This is a genomic window from Microtetraspora malaysiensis (assembly GCF_050947145.1).
GTDB classification, from domain to species: domain Bacteria; phylum Actinomycetota; class Actinomycetes; order Streptosporangiales; family Streptosporangiaceae; genus Microtetraspora_A; species Microtetraspora_A malaysiensis.
In genome coordinates, this window is the sequence record NZ_CP191998.1 from 1,312,172 (window position 1) to 1,331,004 (window position 18,833).

Annotated in this window: 15 protein-coding genes and 1 tRNA gene; 15 read left to right on the forward strand and 1 reads right to left on the reverse strand. The window is 66.9% G+C overall.

From position 1 onward, the window contains the following. Positions 1–24: 24 nt before the first annotated feature. A complete protein-coding gene (locus tag ACQP1V_RS06630; RefSeq protein WP_433419896.1) occupies positions 25–1,230 on the reverse strand; it encodes a pyridoxal phosphate-dependent aminotransferase in 1,206 nt (401 codons plus the stop codon). Positions 1,231–1,427: 197 nt separating this feature from the next. Here ACQP1V_RS06630 and ACQP1V_RS06635 point away from each other — a divergent pair. From ACQP1V_RS06635 to fusA, 15 genes are all read left to right on the forward strand, one after another. Next, positions 1,428–1,500: transfer RNA gene (locus ACQP1V_RS06635), tRNA-Trp, on the forward strand. A 77-nt stretch (positions 1,501–1,577) separates the two neighbouring features. Beyond that, a complete protein-coding gene (secE, locus tag ACQP1V_RS06640; protein WP_067130467.1) occupies positions 1,578–1,835 on the forward strand; it encodes a preprotein translocase subunit SecE in 258 nt (85 codons plus the stop codon). A 52-nt stretch (positions 1,836–1,887) separates the two neighbouring features. Next, positions 1,888–2,658, forward strand: a complete 771-nt coding sequence (gene nusG / locus ACQP1V_RS06645) for a transcription termination/antitermination protein NusG (RefSeq protein WP_387408068.1) — start codon at positions 1,888–1,890, stop codon at positions 2,656–2,658. A gap of 141 nt (positions 2,659–2,799) precedes the next feature. Further along, complete coding sequence (gene rplK, locus ACQP1V_RS06650; RefSeq protein ID WP_067130099.1) at positions 2,800–3,231, forward strand: 50S ribosomal protein L11; 432 nt, start codon at positions 2,800–2,802, stop codon at positions 3,229–3,231. A 74-nt stretch (positions 3,232–3,305) separates the two neighbouring features. Then, positions 3,306–4,019 carry a 50S ribosomal protein L1 gene (gene rplA, locus ACQP1V_RS06655; RefSeq protein ID WP_387408072.1) on the forward strand — a complete coding sequence of 238 codons (714 nt, stop codon included), beginning with the start codon at positions 3,306–3,308 and terminating at the stop codon, positions 4,017–4,019. A gap of 184 nt (positions 4,020–4,203) precedes the next feature. After that, positions 4,204–5,028 carry an LppX_LprAFG lipoprotein gene (locus ACQP1V_RS06660; RefSeq protein ID WP_433419900.1) on the forward strand — a complete coding sequence of 275 codons (825 nt, stop codon included), beginning with the start codon at positions 4,204–4,206 and terminating at the stop codon, positions 5,026–5,028. A 229-nt stretch (positions 5,029–5,257) separates the two neighbouring features. Continuing rightward, entirely contained in the window at positions 5,258–5,782 is a 525-nt protein-coding gene (gene rplJ, locus ACQP1V_RS06665; RefSeq protein WP_067130093.1) for a 50S ribosomal protein L10, read from the forward strand. 81 nt (positions 5,783–5,863) lie between these two features. Further along, positions 5,864–6,253 carry a 50S ribosomal protein L7/L12 gene (rplL, locus tag ACQP1V_RS06670; protein ID WP_067130090.1) on the forward strand — a complete coding sequence of 130 codons (390 nt, stop codon included), beginning with the start codon at positions 5,864–5,866 and terminating at the stop codon, positions 6,251–6,253. Positions 6,254–6,392: 139 nt separating this feature from the next. Further along, positions 6,393–6,908, forward strand: a complete 516-nt coding sequence (locus ACQP1V_RS06675; protein WP_433419903.1) for a hypothetical protein — start codon at positions 6,393–6,395, stop codon at positions 6,906–6,908. Continuing rightward, the gene (locus ACQP1V_RS06680) at positions 6,905–7,420 is read left to right on the forward strand and encodes a hypothetical protein (protein ID WP_433419906.1); all 516 of its coding nucleotides are present in this window, start codon (positions 6,905–6,907) and stop codon (positions 7,418–7,420) included. Before ACQP1V_RS06675 ends, ACQP1V_RS06680 begins: the two co-directional genes overlap by 4 nt. A gap of 414 nt (positions 7,421–7,834) precedes the next feature. Beyond that, positions 7,835–11,299: a DNA-directed RNA polymerase subunit beta gene (gene rpoB, locus ACQP1V_RS06685; RefSeq protein ID WP_433419909.1), complete on the forward strand. Its 3,465-nt coding sequence runs from the start codon at positions 7,835–7,837 to the stop codon at positions 11,297–11,299. A 23-nt stretch (positions 11,300–11,322) separates the two neighbouring features. After that, complete coding sequence (locus ACQP1V_RS06690) at positions 11,323–15,198, forward strand: DNA-directed RNA polymerase subunit beta' (RefSeq protein WP_433419912.1); 3,876 nt, start codon at positions 11,323–11,325, stop codon at positions 15,196–15,198. 602 nt (positions 15,199–15,800) lie between these two features. Next, positions 15,801–16,175 carry a 30S ribosomal protein S12 gene (gene rpsL, locus ACQP1V_RS06695; protein ID WP_067130077.1) on the forward strand — a complete coding sequence of 125 codons (375 nt, stop codon included), beginning with the start codon at positions 15,801–15,803 and terminating at the stop codon, positions 16,173–16,175. Between the two features lies 1 nt (position 16,176). After that, a complete protein-coding gene (rpsG, locus tag ACQP1V_RS06700; RefSeq protein WP_067130074.1) occupies positions 16,177–16,647 on the forward strand; it encodes a 30S ribosomal protein S7 in 471 nt (156 codons plus the stop codon). 84 nt (positions 16,648–16,731) lie between these two features. After that, positions 16,732–18,780, forward strand: coding sequence for an elongation factor G (gene fusA / locus ACQP1V_RS06705; RefSeq protein WP_433425771.1), 2,049 nt, complete (start codon positions 16,732–16,734; stop codon positions 18,778–18,780). Positions 18,781–18,833 lie beyond the last annotated feature (53 nt).

Sequence of the window (18,833 nt, forward strand, 5' to 3'; positions counted from 1 at the left end):
GCCTTTCCGTCTAGAAGAAGTCGCTCAGTGCGCCTCGGCGAGCAGCTTGGCCACGCGGCTGACGCCCTCGACCAGGTCGTCGTCGCCCAGCGCGTACGACAGCCGGAAGTAGCCGGGGGTGCCGAACGCCTCACCCGGCACCAGCGCCACCTCGGCCTCTTCGAGGATCAGCTCGGCCAGCTCGGCGGAGGAGGCCGGCCGCCGGCCGCGCAGCTCCTTGCCCAGCAGCGCCTTCACCGACGGGTACGCGTAGAACGCGCCCAGCGGCTCGGGGCACACCATGCCCGGGATCTCGTTGAGCATCCGGACCATGGTCTGCCGGCGGCGGTCGAACGCCTCGCGCATCATCGCCACGGCGGAAAGGTCGCCGGAGACGGCGGCGAGCGCGGCGGCCTGCCCCACGTTCGACACGTTGGAGGTGGCGTGCGACTGCAGGTTCGTCGCGGCCTTCACCACGTCGGACGGCCCGATGAGCCAGCCCACCCGCCAGCCGGTCATCGCGTACGTCTTCGCCACGCCGTTCAGGACGACCACGCGCTCGCGCAGCTCGGGCACGGCCGTGGCGATGCTGGAGAAAGAGGCGCCGCCGTACACGAGGTGCTCGTAGATCTCGTCGGTGACGACCCACAGGCCCTTGTCCAGCGCCCAGCGGCCGATCTCCTCGACCTGGGCGGGCGAGTAGACGGCGCCGGTCGGGTTGGACGGCGAGACGAACAGCAGCACCTTGGTCCGCTCGGTCAGCTTCTCCTCAAGCTGCTCGATCGACGCGAGATAGCCCGTCGTCTCGTCGGTCACCACGTCCACCTGGACACCGCCCGCGAGCTTGATCGCCTCCGGGTACGTCGTCCAGTACGGGGCGATGACAAGCACCTCGTCACCCGGGTCCAGCAAGGTGGCGAACGCCTCGTAGACGGCCTGCTTGCCGCCGTTGGTCACCAGGACCTGGGAGGCGTCCACCTGGAACCCGGAGTCGCGCAGCGTCTTCTCGGCGATCGCCTGCTTGAGCTCGGGCAGGCCGCCGGCCGGCGTGTACTTGTGGAACCGGGGGTTCCGGCACGCCTCGATGGCCGCCTCGACGATGTAGTCGGGCGTCGGGAAGTCGGGCTCGCCCGCGCCGAAGCCGATGACCGGGCGACCGGCCGCCTTCATGGCCTTGGCCTTGGCGTCCACGGCCAGCGTCGCGGACTCTGAGATCGCGGAAATGCGCGCGGAGATGCGAGGTCGGGTCATGCCTCCATCGTTTCAGACCTGCGGGAATCCTTCCGCCGCTTACCACCATCTGGACAGTCGGCCGGGTAGCTTTGAACCGCGCGGACGATCTGGTTCGACGAAGTCGCCATTCCCACGTACACTTCTGCGTCTAGTGGACCACGACGGGAACGTTCGGCAATGTCGATCCGTTTCTCCGGTATGGTGGTGCACGGCTTAGGGCACTAGCGCAATTGGTAGCGCACCGGTCTCCAAAACCGGCGGTTGGGGGTTCGAGTCCCTCGTGCCCTGCGGAGTGCGGTCCGCGCACCAACTGGCGTGAAAGCGCGCCGCAAGTTGCGATGGACACGACGGATCAGGTGAGGACTGTGGCGATCGACACCCGCGGTGAGACCGCAGGAAAGCCAGGCAAGCCAAGCGGTGAGAAGAAGGCCAAGCGCACCTCTCCCGCACTTTTCTACCGGCAGGTTGTCGCCGAACTGCGTAAGGTCATCTGGCCGAGGCGTAAGGACCTGATCACTTATACCTCTGTGGTCCTCGGCTTTGTTCTAATCATGGTCGCGATCGTGGCCGGGATAGACTTCCTGCTGACGAAGGGTGTGTTGGCGGTCTTCGGCGGATCGTGATCCGACCCTGATCGTCGCACGTCATGTCACCGACGAAAGAGGAAGAGTCACCGTGTCCGAGTCCCCGCTGCCGGTCGATGGCTCCCGCGAAGAGTGGGAGACCGAGCCGGACGAGGCCGTAGAGAAGGTCGACGACACCGCTGCCGCCGGCGAGCACGGCGCTGACGCTGACGTTGACGCCGACTCGGGCGACGCCGTGGCAGAGGTCGACGAGGACGGCGATGTCGTCCCGGACGTCGACCCCGTCGAGGAGTTCAAGCGTCAGCTCCGCGGCCAGTTCGGCGAGTGGTACGTCATCCACTCGTACGCCGGCTACGAGAACCGCGTGAAGCAGAACATCGAGAGCCGTACCAGCTCCCTCAACATGGAGGACTACATCTTCCAGGTCGAGGTGCCGACCCACACGATCACTGAGTTCAAGGGCGGCAAGAAGACTCCGATCAAGGAGCGTGTGCTTCCGGGGTACGTGCTGGTCCGGATGGACCTCACCGACGAGTCCTGGGCCGCGGTGCGCAACACGCCCGGCGTCACCGGCTTCGTCGGGCTGTCGAACAAGCCGAGCCCGCTCAACCTCGACGAGGTCGCCAAGCTGCTGGCGCCCGAGCCGGCCGAGGAAGTGAAGAAGGCGGCCTCCAAGGCGACCGCCGCGACCGTCGACTTCGAGGTCGGCGAGTCCGTCACTGTCATGGACGGCCCGTTCGCCACGCTTCCCGCCACGGTCAGCGAGATCAGCATCGAGTCCCAGAAGCTCAAGGTGCTCGTGTCGATCTTCGGCCGCGAGACCCCTGTCGAGCTGTCGTTCAACCAGGTCTCCAAGATCTGACGGCCTGGCATACACTCCTAAGTCGTCCTCACGGTCGTGAGGGTGGGCCCGGGCGGCGGCACCGTTAGCGGTGTCGCCGTGTCCTCACGTGGTGAGGGCCCGGGCTGAGAGATTCAAGTTAGTCAAGGACCCGGAGAGAGCATGCCTCCCAAGAAGAAGATCGCGGCCCTGGTCAAGGTCCAGCTTCCCGCTGGCCAGGCCACGCCCGCGCCGCCGGTCGGTACCGCGCTCGGTCCGCACGGCGTCAACATCATGGACTTCGTCAAGCAGTACAACGCTGCGACGGAGGCTCAGCGGGGCAACATCATCCCCGTCGAGATCACGATCTACGAAGACCGCAGCTTCACCTTCATCACGAAGACGCCGCCGGCGCCTGAGCTGATCAAGAAGGCCGCCGGTCTGCAGAAGGGCAGCGCGAACCCGCACAAGGACAAGGTGGGCAAGCTCACCAAGGACCAGCTGCGTCAGATCGCCGAGACCAAGATGCAGGACCTCAACGCCAACGACATCGAGGCTGCTGAGAAGATCATCGCCGGCACCGCCCGGTCGATGGGCATCACCATCGCCGAGTAGTACCCGACCGACGAAGACAGCACTGTGGCAGGGCCCGCGCAGGCCCAGACCACGAACTCCATGAGGAGCGAGAAGTGAAGCGCAGCAAGAACTGGAAGAACGCGGCCGACCTGGTCGACCGCGACAGCCTGTACAGCCCGATTGAGGGTGTCCGGCTGGCCAAGAAGACCGCGACCGCCAAGTTCGACGCCACCGTCGAGGTCGCCCTGCGTCTGGGCGTCGACCCGCGCAAGGCCGACCAGATGGTCCGCGGCACCGTCAACCTCCCGCACGGCACCGGTAAGACCGCCCGGGTCCTGGTCTTCGCGACCGGCGACCGTGCCGAGGAGGCTCGCGCCGCGGGCGCCGACATCGTCGGTGCCGACGAGCTGATCGACGAGGTGGCCAAGGGCCGGCTCGACTTCGACGCCGTCGTCGCCACGCCGGACCTGATGGGCAAGGTCGGCCGCCTCGGCCGCGTGCTCGGTCCGCGTGGTCTCATGCCCAACCCGAAGACCGGGACCGTGACCCCGGCCGTCGGCAAGGCTGTCACCGACATCAAGGGCGGCAAGATCGAGTTCCGTGTCGACCGGCACGCGAACCTGCACTTCATCATCGGCAAGGCGTCCTTCGGTGAGCGTCAGCTCGTCGAGAACTACGCCGCCGCCCTCGACGAGGTGCTGCGTCTCAAGCCGTCGGCCGCCAAGGGCCGTTACCTCAAGAAGGTCACCTTCACCACGTCCATGGGCCCCGGCATCCCGGTCGACCCGAACGTGACGCGGGCGCTGACCGCCGAGATCGACGCCTGATCTCATCTGTCGACGAGAACCCCCGTCCGGGCATCCGGGCGGGGGTTCTCGCGTGTACGGCCCCAGAACTGCGGAGTCCGGCTGCGATATGTCGGGATATTGCGGGGATATAGCGCAGGTCGCGCAGATAGCGCGCGAGCGCCATAGGGTCGAGAGCAGTCGTCCGCAAAGAAAGGACAAAGACATGCGTCGACTTCTGCTGGCCGCCGGGGCGGCCGCCGTAATCGGTGTCGTGGGGTGCGCACCCGCCGCCACGTCTCTGGGCAACGTGAGGTTGTCCGCGTCCGAGGTGCTGCAGCAGGCCTCCCAGAAGGCGCAGGAGGTCACCTCCTACACCGCCGACCTCGTCGTGGACCTCTCGGCCGGCACGGACCGCACCGGCATCATCCAAGGCAAGCTGCGCTCCCAGCAGAAGCCCACGCTGGCCACGGACCTCACCCTCGACCAGATCACCTTCGCCGGCCAGAACGTCCCCGGCGGGCTCCGGGTGATCCTTATGGGCGACACGGTGTACCTGAAGTCCGACGCCCTCAAGACCCTGCTGGGCAACACCAAGCCGTGGATCAAGGTGGACCTCAAGGAAGTCGGCGACGCCCGAGGCGTCAACGTGGACGAGGTCCTCGGCCGGGCCCAGCAGATCGACCTCAAGACCAGCGCGGCGCTCCTGACCGCCTCCAAGGACGCCAAGGCTGTCGGCGCCGAGCAGGTGGGCGGCGTGGACACCACGCACTACTCGGGCACGTTCCCGGTGGCCGAGGCCGTGAAGCAGCTCGCCCCCGAGGAGCGCGTCAAGGCGGAGGGCGGCCTGGCCAAGGTCGACGACATGAAGTTCGACGCGTGGATCGACGCCGACGGCCTGCCCCGGAAGGTCACGCTGAAGGGCGGCCCCACCGACAAGGGCGCGTTCAACGCCACCGTCGCCTTCACCTCGTTCAACGAGCCCACGACGATCAAGGCGCCCTCCGCGGATGAGGTCGGAGAACTGCCGCGGAACCTCCACGCCGAGTGATTTGGCATCAGGCGGATTGATGCCCTACTGTGGCGTTTGCCAAAGACCGCCGGTCGTCGCCGGGCTGCCACCAGTCCGATGACCGAAGGATCCACTCTGTGGGCGACCCGCGTAGGTGTGATGTGAGCTTCCGGGCGCCGTGTGCGCGCCTGTGCCAGCCCCGTGCGCCTGCGCCGGGGCTCCTCCTTTTTCGGACGCCTTCGCCGGTGGCACATCTGGAAGGAGGCCCATGGCGAGGGCGGATAAGGCGATCGCGGTTGCCGAACTCGAGAGCGAGTTCGAGGGCTCCAGCGGCGCCGTTCTGACCGAGTACCGCGGTCTCACCGTCGCGCAGCTCAAGGAGCTGCGCGTTGCTCTCGGTGGGAATGCGAAGTTCGCCGTGGCGAAGAACACGCTGGCTAAGATCGCGGCTCAGAACGCCGGGATCAACGCCCTGGACGAGCTGCTCCAGGGCCCGACCGCGATCGCGTTCGTCAAGGGCGACGTGGTCGAGGCGGCCAAGGGTCTGCGTGACTTCGCCAAGGCCAACCCCCTTCTGGTGATCAAGGGTGGTGTCGTCGACGGCAAGTCGATGACCCCGGCCGAGATCTCCAAGCTTGCCGACCTTGAGTCCCGCGAGGTTCTCCTCGCGAAGCTGGCCGGTGCGCTGAAGGCGAAGCAGTCCCAGGCTGCCGCCACCTTCGCCGCGCTGCCCACCAACATGGCTCGACTGGCCGAGGCCCTGCGCGCCAAGCGCGAAGAGGCCGGCGAGTAGGTCCGTCCACGACGGGCCTGGGGGGAAGCGCACACCGCGGTCCCTGCACTTTTTTGCTAGATCCACACGGAGGAACACACCATGGCGAAGCTCAGCACCGACGAGCTGCTCGAGTCCTTCAAGGAGATGACCCTCCTTGAGCTGTCCGACTTCGTGAAGCTCTTCGAGGAGACCTTCGACGTCAAGGCCGCCGCTCCGGTCGCCGTCGCCGCCGCCCCGGCTGCCGGTGGCGCCGCCGCTGAGGAGGCCGAGGAGCAGGACGAGTTCGACGTCATCCTCGAGGCCGCCGGCGACAAGAAGATCCAGGTCATCAAGGAGATCCGCGCCCTCACCAGCCTGGGTCTCAAGGAGGCCAAGGACCTCGTGGACGGCGCTCCGAAGGCCGTCTTCGACGGCAAGGTCAACAAGGAGCAGGCGGAGAAGGCCAAGGCTGCCCTGGAGGGCGCCGGCGCCACCGTCAGCGTCAAGTAACACTGACGTTTTTCCGCGAAAGGGCGGTCACCCTCGGGTGGCCGCCCTTTCCGCGTTCATACGGCCGCGCCCACTCCGGCCGGAATGTGTAGCGGGAGACCCTCCGGCGTGCGATGACATGATCGGGGGTGATGCATCGGTGGGACGGACGCTGATCGCGGGGCTGACGGTGCTCGTGGCGGCGCTGGCCGCGGCCGCGCTGTGGCTCGGGGTGGCCCGGAACGAGGCGCGGCAGGACGAGCGGGACCGCCAGGCTGCCGTCCGGGCGGCCGCCGTCCACGCGGCCGCCCTGCTCACACTGGACCACCGCACGGTGGACCAGGACGTGGCGCGGCTCGTCGCCACCTCGACCGGGCAGGCCCGCGACGGCTACGTGAAGGGCCGGGACGCGATGCGACAGGCCGCCCTCCGGCGCGAGGTCTCGCAGGCCGGGGTGCTGCGCGCGGCCGGCCTCGTGTCGATGGCGGACGGCGGACGCTCCGCCGAGGTCCTGGTCGTGGGCGACGCGCTGATCCGCTGGGGAGCGGACGGTAAGAGGGGCGGCGGCGACCCGGGCGGAGCGGGCGAGCCCGAGGAACGCGCCTACCGATGGCGCATGGAGGTGGCCAAGGTGGGGGACCGCTGGCTGGTCTCCAGGGCGGAGTTGGTGCAGTGAGACGGACTCTCGCCGTGCTGCTCGCCGCCGCGGCGGCCGGCCTCGCCGCCACCGTGGCCTGGCTGTACGCGGATCTGGGCCGCCTTGAGGGCGATGTCTCGGCCGGGCGGGAGGCCGTGACCGCGGCCCGCTCGTACGCGGCGGACATGCTGTCCTACGACTACCGGACGATGGACGAGGACCTTGCCCGGGCGAGGAGCCACACGACCGGAGCGCTGGCCGCACGCTATGCCCGGCTCGCCGCCACGCTGCCGCGGCTCGCCCGCCAGCGGCAGGAGGTACGGCAGGCCGTCGTGGCGGGCGCCGCGGTCGAGTCGGCGACCTCCGAGGAGGTCCGGATATTGGTTTTCCTGAACACGGTCACCAGTGGGCGCGAAACCGGACAGGACCGGCCGACCCAGGAGGTCGGGCAGAATCGGCTCCGTCTCGTGATGACCAGGGAGAACGGCCGCTGGCTGGTCTCTGATCTCTCCACGCTCCTGGGCGACACGCCCGTTCTCGGGGCCCCTTAATTCAATTGTTAGCAAAGACTATGTTTGGCGCTGGCTACGGCAGGACATATCGATCACTGGCAGTGTCGACCGTTGGTCAGCGTTCGGCTCGCCACGTGACAGAGCGTTAGCCGGACGGGCTCGCGGGTATCGTCTGGGTCCGGTGACGTTCGACGGCTCATGTGAGCGGGAAAACGCAGCGTGCTGGGCATCAGTCGGCCGAAATGTCGGTCCTCGGGCTTGACGTATCGCCGCTGACGGGTGATGCTGCCACCAACGTGGAGCGCAGAGCGAGAGCGGAGTGGACAGGTGTATGCCCATCGGCTACACTGCCCCTTTGCGCTGCCCTTTGACGACCCGCTTCTCTGAGTAACTCTGTTGCATGGTCGTCTGGCGTGCGTGTAGTCAGTCCGCGAGCCCTCGGAAGGACATCTGTTGGCAGCCTCGCGCAACGCCTCCGCCGTACCCGCCGGTCCCCGTACCGTGTCGTTCGCACGTATCGAGGAGCCACTCGAAGTTCCCGACCTTCTCGCCCTGCAGACCGAGTCGTTTGACTGGCTGCTCGGCAACGAGAAGTGGAAGGGTCGGGTCGAGGCGGCTCGCCAGGCCGGGCGCAAGGACGTTCCGGCCCAGTCTGGTCTCGAAGAGATCTTCGAGGAGATCAGTCCGATCGAGGACTTCTCCGGAACCATGTCCCTGTCGTTCCGCGACCATCGGTTCGAGCCGCCCAAGTACTCGGTCGACGAGTGCAAAGACAAGGACATGACCTACTCCGCCCCGATGTTCGTCACGGCGGAGTTCATCAATAACACCACCGGTGAGATCAAGAGCCAGACGGTGTTCATGGGCGACTTCCCGCTCATGACCTCGAAGGGCACTTTCATCATCAACGGCACCGAGCGTGTCGTGGTCTCCCAGCTGGTTCGGTCCCCGGGTGTCTACTTCGACCGTTCGGTCGACAAGACCTCCGACAAGGACCTGTTCGGCTGCAAGGTGATCCCTTCCCGCGGCGCCTGGCTCGAGTTCGAGATCGACAAGCGTGACAGCGTCGGCGTTCGCATCGACCGCAAGCGCAAGCAGCCCGTCACGGTGCTGCTCAAGGCACTCGGCTGGACGAGCGAGCAGATTCTGGAGCGTTTCGGCCAGTACGAGTCGATGCGGGCGACCCTGGAGAAGGACCACACGTCCGGCCAGGACGATGCTCTGCTCGACATCTACCGCAAGCTGCGTCCGGGCGAGCCTCCGACCAAGGAGTCCGCGCAGACGCTGCTGGAGAACCTGTACTTCAATCCCAAGCGTTACGACCTTGCGAAGGTCGGGCGTTACAAGATTAACAAGAAGCTCGGTGTCGACGCCGACATCACCCAGGGCACGCTGACCGACGAGGACATCGTCTCCACGATCGAGTACATCGTGCGCCTGCACGCCGGCGAGGAGACCATGGGTCCCGACGGCTCGGTGATCGTCGAGACGGACGACATCGACCACTTCGGCAACCGCCGTCTGCGCACGGTGGGCGAGCTCATCCAGAACCAGGTCCGCCTGGGCCTGGCCCGCATGGAGCGCGTCGTCCGTGAGCGCATGACGACCCAGGACGTCGAGGCGATCACGCCGCAGACCCTGATCAACATCCGCCCGGTCGTGGCGTCGATCAAGGAGTTCTTCGGCACCTCCCAGCTGTCCCAGTTCATGGACCAGACGAACCCGCTGGCCGGTCTGACGCACAAGCGTCGTCTCTCGGCCCTGGGTCCGGGCGGTCTGTCCCGTGAGCGGGCCGGCTTCGAGGTCCGTGACGTGCACCCGTCCCATTACGGCCGTATGTGCCCGATCGAGACGCCGGAAGGCCCGAACATCGGTCTGATCGGCTCGCTGTCGTCCTTCGGCCGGGTCAACTCCTTCGGTTTCGTGGAGACGCCGTACCGCCGGGTCACCGACGGCCGGGTCACCGACGAGATCGACTACCTGACCGCGGACGTGGAGGACCGGCACGTCGTCGCCCAGGCCAACACGGCCCTGAACGCCGACGGCTCCTTCGCTGACAACCGCGTGCTCGCCCGCCGGAAGGGCGGCGAGTTCGAGGCCGTCCACCCGTCCGAGGTCGACTACATGGACGTCTCGCCGCGCCAGATGGTGTCGGTCGCGACCGCCATGATCCCGTTCCTCGAGCACGACGACGCCAACCGCGCGCTCATGGGCTCGAACATGCAGCGCCAGTCGGTGCCCCTGCTCAAGAGCGAGGCCCCGCTGGTCGGCACGGGCATGGAGTACCGCGCCGCCACGGACGCCGGTGACGTCATCAGCGCCGAGAAGCCCGGTGTGGTCGAGGAGGTCTCCGCCGACTACGTCACCGTGATGAACGACGACGGCACGCGCACCACTTACCGTGTCGCGAAGTTCAAGCGTTCCAACCAGGGCACCTGCTTCAACCAGAAGCCGATCGTGCACGAGGGCGACCGGGTCGAGGCCGGCCAGGTCGTCGCCGACGGTCCCTGCACCGACACCGGTGAGATGGCGCTCGGCAAGAACCTGCTCGTCGCGTTCATGCCGTGGGAGGGTCACAACTACGAGGACGCGATCATCCTGTCCCAGCGCCTGGTGCAGGACGACGTGCTCTCCTCGATCCACATCGAGGAGCACGAGGTCGACGCCCGTGACACCAAGCTCGGCCCCGAGGAGATCACCCGGGACATCCCGAACGTCTCCGAGGAGGTCCTCGCCGACCTCGACGAGCGCGGCATCATCCGCATCGGCGCCGAGGTCACGACCGGTGACATCCTCGTCGGCAAGGTCACTCCCAAGGGTGAGACCGAGCTGACCCCGGAGGAGCGGCTGCTGCGCGCGATCTTCGGTGAGAAGGCGCGCGAGGTCCGCGACACATCCCTGAAGGTGCCGCACGGCGAGTCCGGCAAGGTCATCGGCGTCCGCGTGTTCAGCCGCGAGGAGGGCGACGAGCTTCCGCCCGGCGTGAACGAGCTGGTCCGCGTGTACGTGGCCCAGAAGCGTAAGATCACCGACGGCGACAAGCTCGCCGGCCGTCACGGCAACAAGGGTGTCATCTCCAAGATCCTCCCCGTGGAGGACATGCCGTTCCTCGAGGACGGCACGCCGGTCGACATCGTCCTGAACCCGCTGGGCGTTCCGGGACGAATGAACGTCGGCCAGGTGCTGGAGACCCACCTCGGCTGGATCGCGGCCCGAGGGTGGGACGTCTCCGGCGTCGAGGAGGCCTGGGCGGAGCGCCTGCGTGAGAAGGGGCTCGGCAAGGTCGAGCCGCGCACCAACGTGGCCACCCCGGTGTTCGACGGTGCCCACGAGGAGGAGATCGTCGGCCTGCTGAACAACACCCTGGCCAACAGGGACGGTTCGCGCATGGTCGGCGAGAACGGCAAGGCGCGGCTGTTCGACGGCCGTTCCGGCGAGCCGTTCCCGCACCCGATCTCGGTCGGCTACATCTACATCCTGAAGCTGCTCCACCTGGTCGACGACAAGATCCACGCGCGTTCGACCGGTCCGTACTCCATGATCACCCAGCAGCCGCTCGGCGGTAAGGCCCAGTTCGGTGGCCAGCGCTTCGGTGAGATGGAGGTGTGGGCCCTCGAGGCCTATGGCGCCGCGTACGCGCTGCAGGAGCTGCTGACGATCAAGTCGGACGACGTTCTCGGCCGCGTGAAGGTCTACGAGGCCATCGTCAAGGGCGAGAACATCCCCGAGCCGGGCATCCCCGAGTCGTTCAAGGTCCTCATCAAGGAAATGCAGTCGCTCTGCCTCAACGTCGAGGTCCTGTCGAGCGATGGCATGTCCATCGAGATGCGGGACACCGACGAGGACGTCTTCCGTGCCGCTGAAGAACTCGGCATCGACCTGTCCCGGCGTGAGCCGAGCAGTGTCGAAGAGGTCTGATCTAGAAGCTGAGGGGATCAAAAGTGCTAGACGTCAACTTCTTCGACGAACTGCGGATCGGCCTTGCGACGGCTGACGACATTCGTCAGTGGTCGCACGGCGAGGTGAAGAAGCCAGAGACGATCAACTACCGGACGCTCAAGCCGGAAAAGGACGGGCTCTTCTGCGAGAAGATCTTCGGCCCGACCCGGGACTGGGAGTGCTACTGCGGTAAGTACAAGCGCGTCCGGTTCAAGGGCATCATCTGTGAGCGCTGCGGCGTCGAGGTGACCCGGGCCAAGGTGCGCCGTGAGCGGATGGGCCACATCGAGCTGGCCGCTCCGGTCACGCACATCTGGTACTTCAAGGGTGTTCCTTCGCGCCTGGGCTACCTGCTGGACCTGGCGCCGAAGGACCTCGAGAAGGTCATCTACTTCGCGGCGTACATGATCACGCACGTCGACAAGGAGATGCGCGACCGCGACCTGCCGTCGCTGGAGGCGAAGATCTCCGTCGAGCGGCAGCACGTCGAGCAGCGCCGTGACGCGGACATCGAGGCCAGGCAGAAGAAGCTCGAGGCCGACCTGGCCGAGCTCGAGGCCGCCGGTGCCAAGGGGGACGCGCGGCGCAAGGTGCGTGAGGGAGCCGACCGCGAGATGCGGCAGCTCCGCGACCGCGCCCAGCGTGAGCTGGACCGCCTCGACGAGGTGTGGAGCCGGTTCAAGAACCTCAAGGTCCAGGACCTGGAGGGCGACGAGCTGCTCTACCGCGAGATGCGCGACCGGTTCGGCCGGTACTTCCGTGGCGGCATGGGCGCGCAGGCGATCCAGGAGCGGCTGAACAGCTTCGACCTGGATGCCGAGGCCGAGAACCTGCGCGAGACCATCCGCAGCGGCAAGGGCCAGAAGAAGGCTCGCGCCCTCAAGCGGCTCAAGGTCGTCGCGGCGTTCCTCAACACGCGGAACTCGCCGAGTGGCATGGTCCTGGACTGCATCCCGGTCATCCCGCCGGACCTGCGCCCGATGGTGCAGCTCGACGGTGGCCGGTTCGCGACCTCCGACCTGAACGACCTGTACCGCCGGGTCATCAACCGGAACAACCGCCTCAAGCGTCTGCTCGACCTCGGCGCGCCCGAGATCATCGTGAACAACGAGAAGCGGATGCTCCAGGAGGCCGTCGACGCGCTGTTCGACAACGGCCGCCGCGGCCGTCCGGTCACGGGTCCGGGCAACCGTCCGCTGAAGTCCCTCAGCGACATGCTGAAGGGTAAGCAGGGACGCTTCCGTCAGAACCTGCTGGGCAAGCGTGTCGACTACTCCGGCCGTTCGGTCATCGTCGTCGGCCCGCAGCTCAAGCTGCACCAGTGCGGCCTGCCCAAGCAGATGGCGCTGGAGCTGTTCAAGCCGTTCGTGATGAAGCGTCTGGTCGACCTGAACCACGCGCAGAACATCAAGTCGGCCAAGCGCATGGTCGAGCGCGCCCGCCCGGTCGTGTGGGACGTGCTCGAAGAGGTCATCACCGAGCACCCGGTGCTGCTCAACCGTGCGCCGACGCTGCACCGCCTGGGCATCCAGGCCTTCGAGCCGCAGCTCGTCGAGGGCAAGGCCATCCAGATCCACCCGCTCGTCTGCACCGCGTTCAACGCGGACTTCGACGGTGACCAGATGGCCGTGCACCTGCCGCTGTCGGCCGAGGCTCAGGCCGAGGCACGCATCCTGATGCTGTCGACGAACAACATCCTCAAGCCGGCCGACGGCAAGCCGGTGACGATGCCCACCCAGGACATGGTCATCGGTCTGTACTGGCTGACCACCCAGAAGGACGGCGCCCTGGGCGAGGGTCGCGTGTTCGCCACCGTGGCGGAGGCGCTCATGGCGTTCGACCGTCGCGAGCTGGACCCGCAGGCCAAGATCCAGGTGCGGCTCAAGGACGTCCCGCCGCCGCGCGGCTGGGAGGCTCCGGAGGGCTGGGAGGCCGGTCAGCCGATCCGGCTGGAGACCACGCTCGGTCGGGCTCTGTTCAACCAGACCCTGCCCGGCAACTACCCCTTCGTGAACTACCAGGTCGGCAAGAAGCAGCTTTCTGCCATCGTCAACGAGCTGGCCGAGCGGTACCCGAAGGTCGAGGTCGCGCAGGCGCTGGACGCGCTGAAGGACGCGGGCTTCTACTGGGCCACGCGCGCCGGTGTCACCATCTCGATCGAGGACGTCGTCGCCCCGCCGAACAAGGCCGCGATCATGGAGTCGTACGAGAAGCGCGCGGACAAGGTCCAGCGTGAGTACGACCGCGGTCTGATCACGGACGAGGAGCGCCGTCAGGAGCTCATCGAGATCTGGACCCACGCCACTGCGGACGTCGAGACCGACATGGTCAACGCGTTCCCGGCGACGAACCCGGTCTGGATGATGGTCAACTCCGGCGCCCGCGGTAACAAGATGCAGGTCCGGCAGATCGCGGGCATCCGCGGTCTGGTGTCCAACACCAAGGGTGAGACGATCCCGCGGCCGATCAAGTCCTCCTTCCGCGAGGGCCTGTCGGTGCTGGAGTACTTCATCTCCACCCACGGCCAGCGGAAGGGTCTGGCGGACACCGCGCTGCGGACCGCTGACTCGGGTTACCTGACCCGTCGTCTGGTCGACGTCGCCCAGGACGTCATCGTCCGCGAGATCGACTGCGGCACCGACCGCGCGGTCCCGCTGCACGTCGGCGAGCGGGACGCCCAGGGCAACCTGGTCAAGGCCGAGAACGCCGAGAGCAACGTGCACGGCCGCATCCTGGCCGAGGACGTCGAGGTGGACGGCAAGCTCATCGCGTCGGCCGGTGTGGACATCAACGACGCCGCGGTCACCGCGCTCGTCGCGGCGGGCGTGGAGACGGTCCGGACCCGCAGCACGCTGGTGTGCGAGGCCAAGATCGGCGTCTGCGCCACCTGCTACGGCCGTTCGCTGGCCACCGGCAAGCTGGTCGACGTCGGCGAGGCCGTCGGCATCATCGCCGCCCAGTCGATCGGTGAGCCGGGCACCCAGCTCACGATGCGGACCTTCCACACCGGTGGTGTGGCGGGCGCCGACATCACCCACGGTCTGCCGCGTGTCCAGGAGCTATTCGAGGCCCGCATCCCCAAGGGTGTGGCCCCGATCAGCGAGGTCACCGGCCGGGTCAGGATCGACGAGACCGACAAGACCCGCAAGATCGTCATCACTCCGGACGACGGCTCCGAGGAGATCGCCTACCCGGTGTCGATGCGGTCGCGGCTGCTGGTCTCCGAGGGACAGCGTGTCGAGGTCGGCCAGCTGCTGATCGCGGGTGCGCGCAACCCGAACGAGGTGCTGCGCATCCTCGGCCCGCGCGCCGTGCAGCTCCACCTGGTGGACGAGGTCCAGCAGGTGTACCGCTCGCAGGGTGTGTCGATCCACGACAAGCACATCGAGGTCATCGTCCGGCAGATGCTCAAGCGCGTGAACGTGCTGGAGTCGGGTGACACCGAGCTGCTGCCCGGTGAGCTCGTCGAGCGGCCGCGCTTCGAGCAGATGAACCGTCAGACCGTGGCAGAGGGCGGCCAGCCGGCCTCCGGCCGTCCGGTCCTGATGGGTATCACGAAGGCCTCGCTGGCGACCGAGTCCTGGCTGTCGGCGGCGTCCTTCCAGGAGACGACGCGGGTCCTCACCGACGCGGCGATCCACGCCAAGTCGGACTCGCTGCTCGGCCTCAAGGAGAACGTCATCATCGGTAAGCTCATCCCGGCCGGTACGGGTATGCCCCAGTACCGCAACATCCGGGTCGAGCCGACCGAGGAGGCCAAGGCCGCGATGTACACGGTCGGTGGCTACGACGGCTCCGCCGCGGAGTACACCTTCGGCACCGGCAGCGGCGAGGCCGTGCCGCTGGAGGAATACGACTTCGGCCAGTACGGCCGCTAGTCAGGCGACGGAAGCGCCCGGCATCTGGAAGCCCAGATGCCGGGCGCTTCCGCGTACGGGGCCGTACAAGCGGGGCGGCGGGGGTCTGTCGGACACGCGTGGCCGACCGGCCCCCCGCATCGGTGGAATTGCACGGAAGGGCGCGTCGTTCAGGTATAATCGCTCCGAGCTTGTAGTGACCTGCGGCAGAGTGGGTCACGCGGACCATGACACGAATCACGAACCACCACCCGCATCCGTTTTGACGTGTTGCGAGGGGCTGGGTAGTCTTTTCCTTCGTGCCCATGGTTCATGGGCTCGCATGCGTGTGCTTGAAGAGTCGTCCCCGATGCCGGGGGTGGGCGCGAGCGCCGCAGGACTCCTCCAGATCGACCGGGTCCGACCGGGTGTGGTGCGACGAGTGCGCGACACGCCCGAGCGCGGGGGTCGAAGGGGTTCCAAAACCAGCAGGTCATGACACCGGCAGTACCTGCGAAAGCACAACCTGGAATGGGTGCCGATCCGGGCAGTGAGGGGTTCGCGTCAGCGGGCCGCGATCGTGCCGGGGCGGTGATCTGATCCGGGGTTCACGTATCACCGGCTAGGCACGAAACGGAGACGCGGTGCCCACGATTCAGCAGTTGGTCCGCAAGGGCCGGCAGGACAAGGTCACTAAGACCAAGACGCCTGCCCTCAAGGGGAGCCCTCAGCGGCGCGGCGTTTGCACCCGCGTTTACACCACGACCCCCAAGAAGCCCAACTCGGCGCTGCGTAAGGTGGCCCGTGTTCGGCTCACCAACGGCATCGAGGTCACGGCTTACATCCCGGGTGTGGGTCACAACCTTCAGGAGCACTCCATCGTGCTCGTGCGTGGCGGTCGTGTGAAGGACCTGCCGGGTGTTCGCTACAAGATCATCCGCGGCTCGCTGGACACCCAGGGTGTCCGCAACCGCAAGCAGGCCCGCAGCCGCTACGGCGCTAAGAAGGAGAAGAGCTGACATGCCGCGCAAGGGTTCCCCTGGCCGCCGCCAGCTGATCGCAGACCCGGTGCACAGCTCGCCGCTGGTGACTGCCTTGATCAACAAGGTTCTCCTGGACGGCAAGCGTTCGATCGCGCAGTCGATCGTCTACGGCGCCCTCGAGGGCTGCCGGGAGAAGACCGGCAACGACCCGGTCGTCACGCTCAAGCGTGCGCTCGACAACGTCAAGCCCACCCTGGAGGTCCGCAGCCGCCGCGTCGGTGGCGCCACCTACCAGGTCCCGGTCGAGGTGCGCGCCGCGCGCAGCACCACCCTGGCTCTCCGCTGGCTCGTCCAGTACTCCCGGGCCCGGCGTGAGAAGACCATGACCGAGCGGCTCATGAACGAGCTCCTCGACGCCAGCAACGGCCTTGGTGCCAGCGTGAAGCGGCGCGAGGACACGCACAAGATGGCCGAGTCCAACAAGGCTTTCGCCCACTACCGCTGGTAGTCGGCACCAACGACGAGTTAAGGACGCAAAGCAGTGGCCACCACGACCGCTCTTGAACTGGCCAGGGTCCGCAACATCGGGATCATGGCCCACATCGATGCGGGCAAGACCACCACGACTGAGCGCATCCTGTTCTACACCGGCATCAATTACAAGATTGGCGAAACCCACGAGGGTGCCGCCACGATGGACTGGATGGAGCAGGAGCAGGAGCGCGGCATCACGATCACGTCTGCCGCGACGACCTGTAGCTGGCTTGATCACACGATCAACATCATCGACACGCCCGGTCACGTGGACTTCACCGTCGAGGTGGAGCGCTCACTGCGTGTCCTCGACGGTGCCGTAGCCGTCTTCGACGCCGTCGCCGGCGTCGAGCCGCAGTCCGAGACCGTTTGGCGGCAGGCCGACCGGTACGACGTGCCCCGCATCTGCTTCGTGAACAAGATGGACCGGGTCGGTGCCGAGTTCCACCGGTGCCTCGACATGATCGTGTCGCGCCTCGGTGCGACGCCGCTCGCCGTCCAGCTTCCGTGGGGCGTTGAGGCCGACTTCAAGGGCGTCATCGACCTCGTGAAGATGAAGGGCCTGCTCTGGAGCGCCGAGACGGCCAAGGGCGAGATGTACGACGTCGTCGACATCCCGGCCGACCACGCCGACGCGGCTCGCGAGTGGCGCGACAAGCTCGTCGAGACCGTCGCGGAGAACGACGACGAGCTGATGGAGAAGTTCCTCGAGGGTGTCGAGCCCTCCGAGGAGGAGCTCGTCGCTGCGATCCGCCGCGCCACGCTGAGCGGCGCGCTCAACCCGGTCCTGTGCGGCACCGCGTTCAAGAACAAGGGCGTGCAGCCCCTGCTCGACGCGATCGTCGCCTACCTGCCGGCGCCGACCGACATTCCGGCCTTCCAGGGCCACGCGGTCGGCAATGAGGACGAGATCATCGAGCGGCACGCGGACGTGGACGAGCCGTTCGCCGCGCTGGCCTTCAAGATCATGAGCGACCAGCACCTGGGCAAGCTCACCTACATCCGCATCTACTCGGGCAAGCTCGAGACCGGCACCGGGGTCGTCAACTCGACCAAGGGCAAGAAGGAGCGGATCGGCAAGATCTACCAGATGCACGCGAACAAGCGCGAGGAGCGCTCGTCCGCGGCGGCCGGTCAGATCGTCGCCGTCATGGGCCTCAAGGACACCACCACCGGTGACACGCTCAGTGACGTGGCGAACCCGGTCGTCCTGGAGTCGATGAACTTCCCGGCGCCGGTCATCAACGTCGCCATCGAGCCCAAGACCAAGGGCGACCAGGAGAAGCTCAGCACCGCCATCCAGCGGCTGGCCGAGGAGGACCCGTCCTTCCAGGTTCGTCGCGACGAGGAGACCGGGCAGACGGTCATCTGGGGCATGGGCGAGCTTCACCTGGAGATCCTCGTCGACCGTATGCGCCGCGAGTTCAAGGTCGAGGCGAACGTCGGTCGTCCGCAGGTCGCCTACCGCGAGACCATCCGCCGCAAGGTGCAGAAGGTCGAGTACACGCACAAGAAGCAGACCGGTGGTTCCGGCCAGTTCGCGCGCGTCATCATCGACCTGGAGCCGCTGGGCGACGGCAACGACGGTTACGAGTTCCAGAACAAGGTCACCGGTGGCCGCATCCCGCGGGAGTACATCCCGTCGGTCGACGCGGGCGCCCAGGAGGCCGCCGAGTTCGGCGTGCTCGCCGGCTACCCGATGGTCGGTGTGAAGGTCACGCTGCAGGACGGTGCGTACCACGAGGTCGACTCGTCCGAAATGGCTTTCAAGATTGCCGGTTCGATGGCCTTCAAGGAGGCCGCTCGTAAGGCTGACGCCGTAATCCTCGAGCCGATGATGGCCGTTGAGGTCACCACGCCCGAGGACTACATGGGTGACGTCATCGGTGACCTCAACGGTCGTCGCGGACAGATCCAGGCGATGGAAGACCGGACCGGGGCCAAGGTCATTCAGGCCCTCGTCCCGCTGTCGGAGATGTTCGGTTACGTGGGTGACCTGCGCAGCAAGACCCAGGGCCGGGCCGTGTACAGCATGCAGTTCGACTCCTACGCGGAGGTGCCTCCGGGCATCGCCAAGGAGATCGTCGCGAAGGTTCGGGGCGAGTAACGCACCTCGCCCGCGTACGCGGGGCGTGCTCGTCACGCCCCGTCGTACGGAAC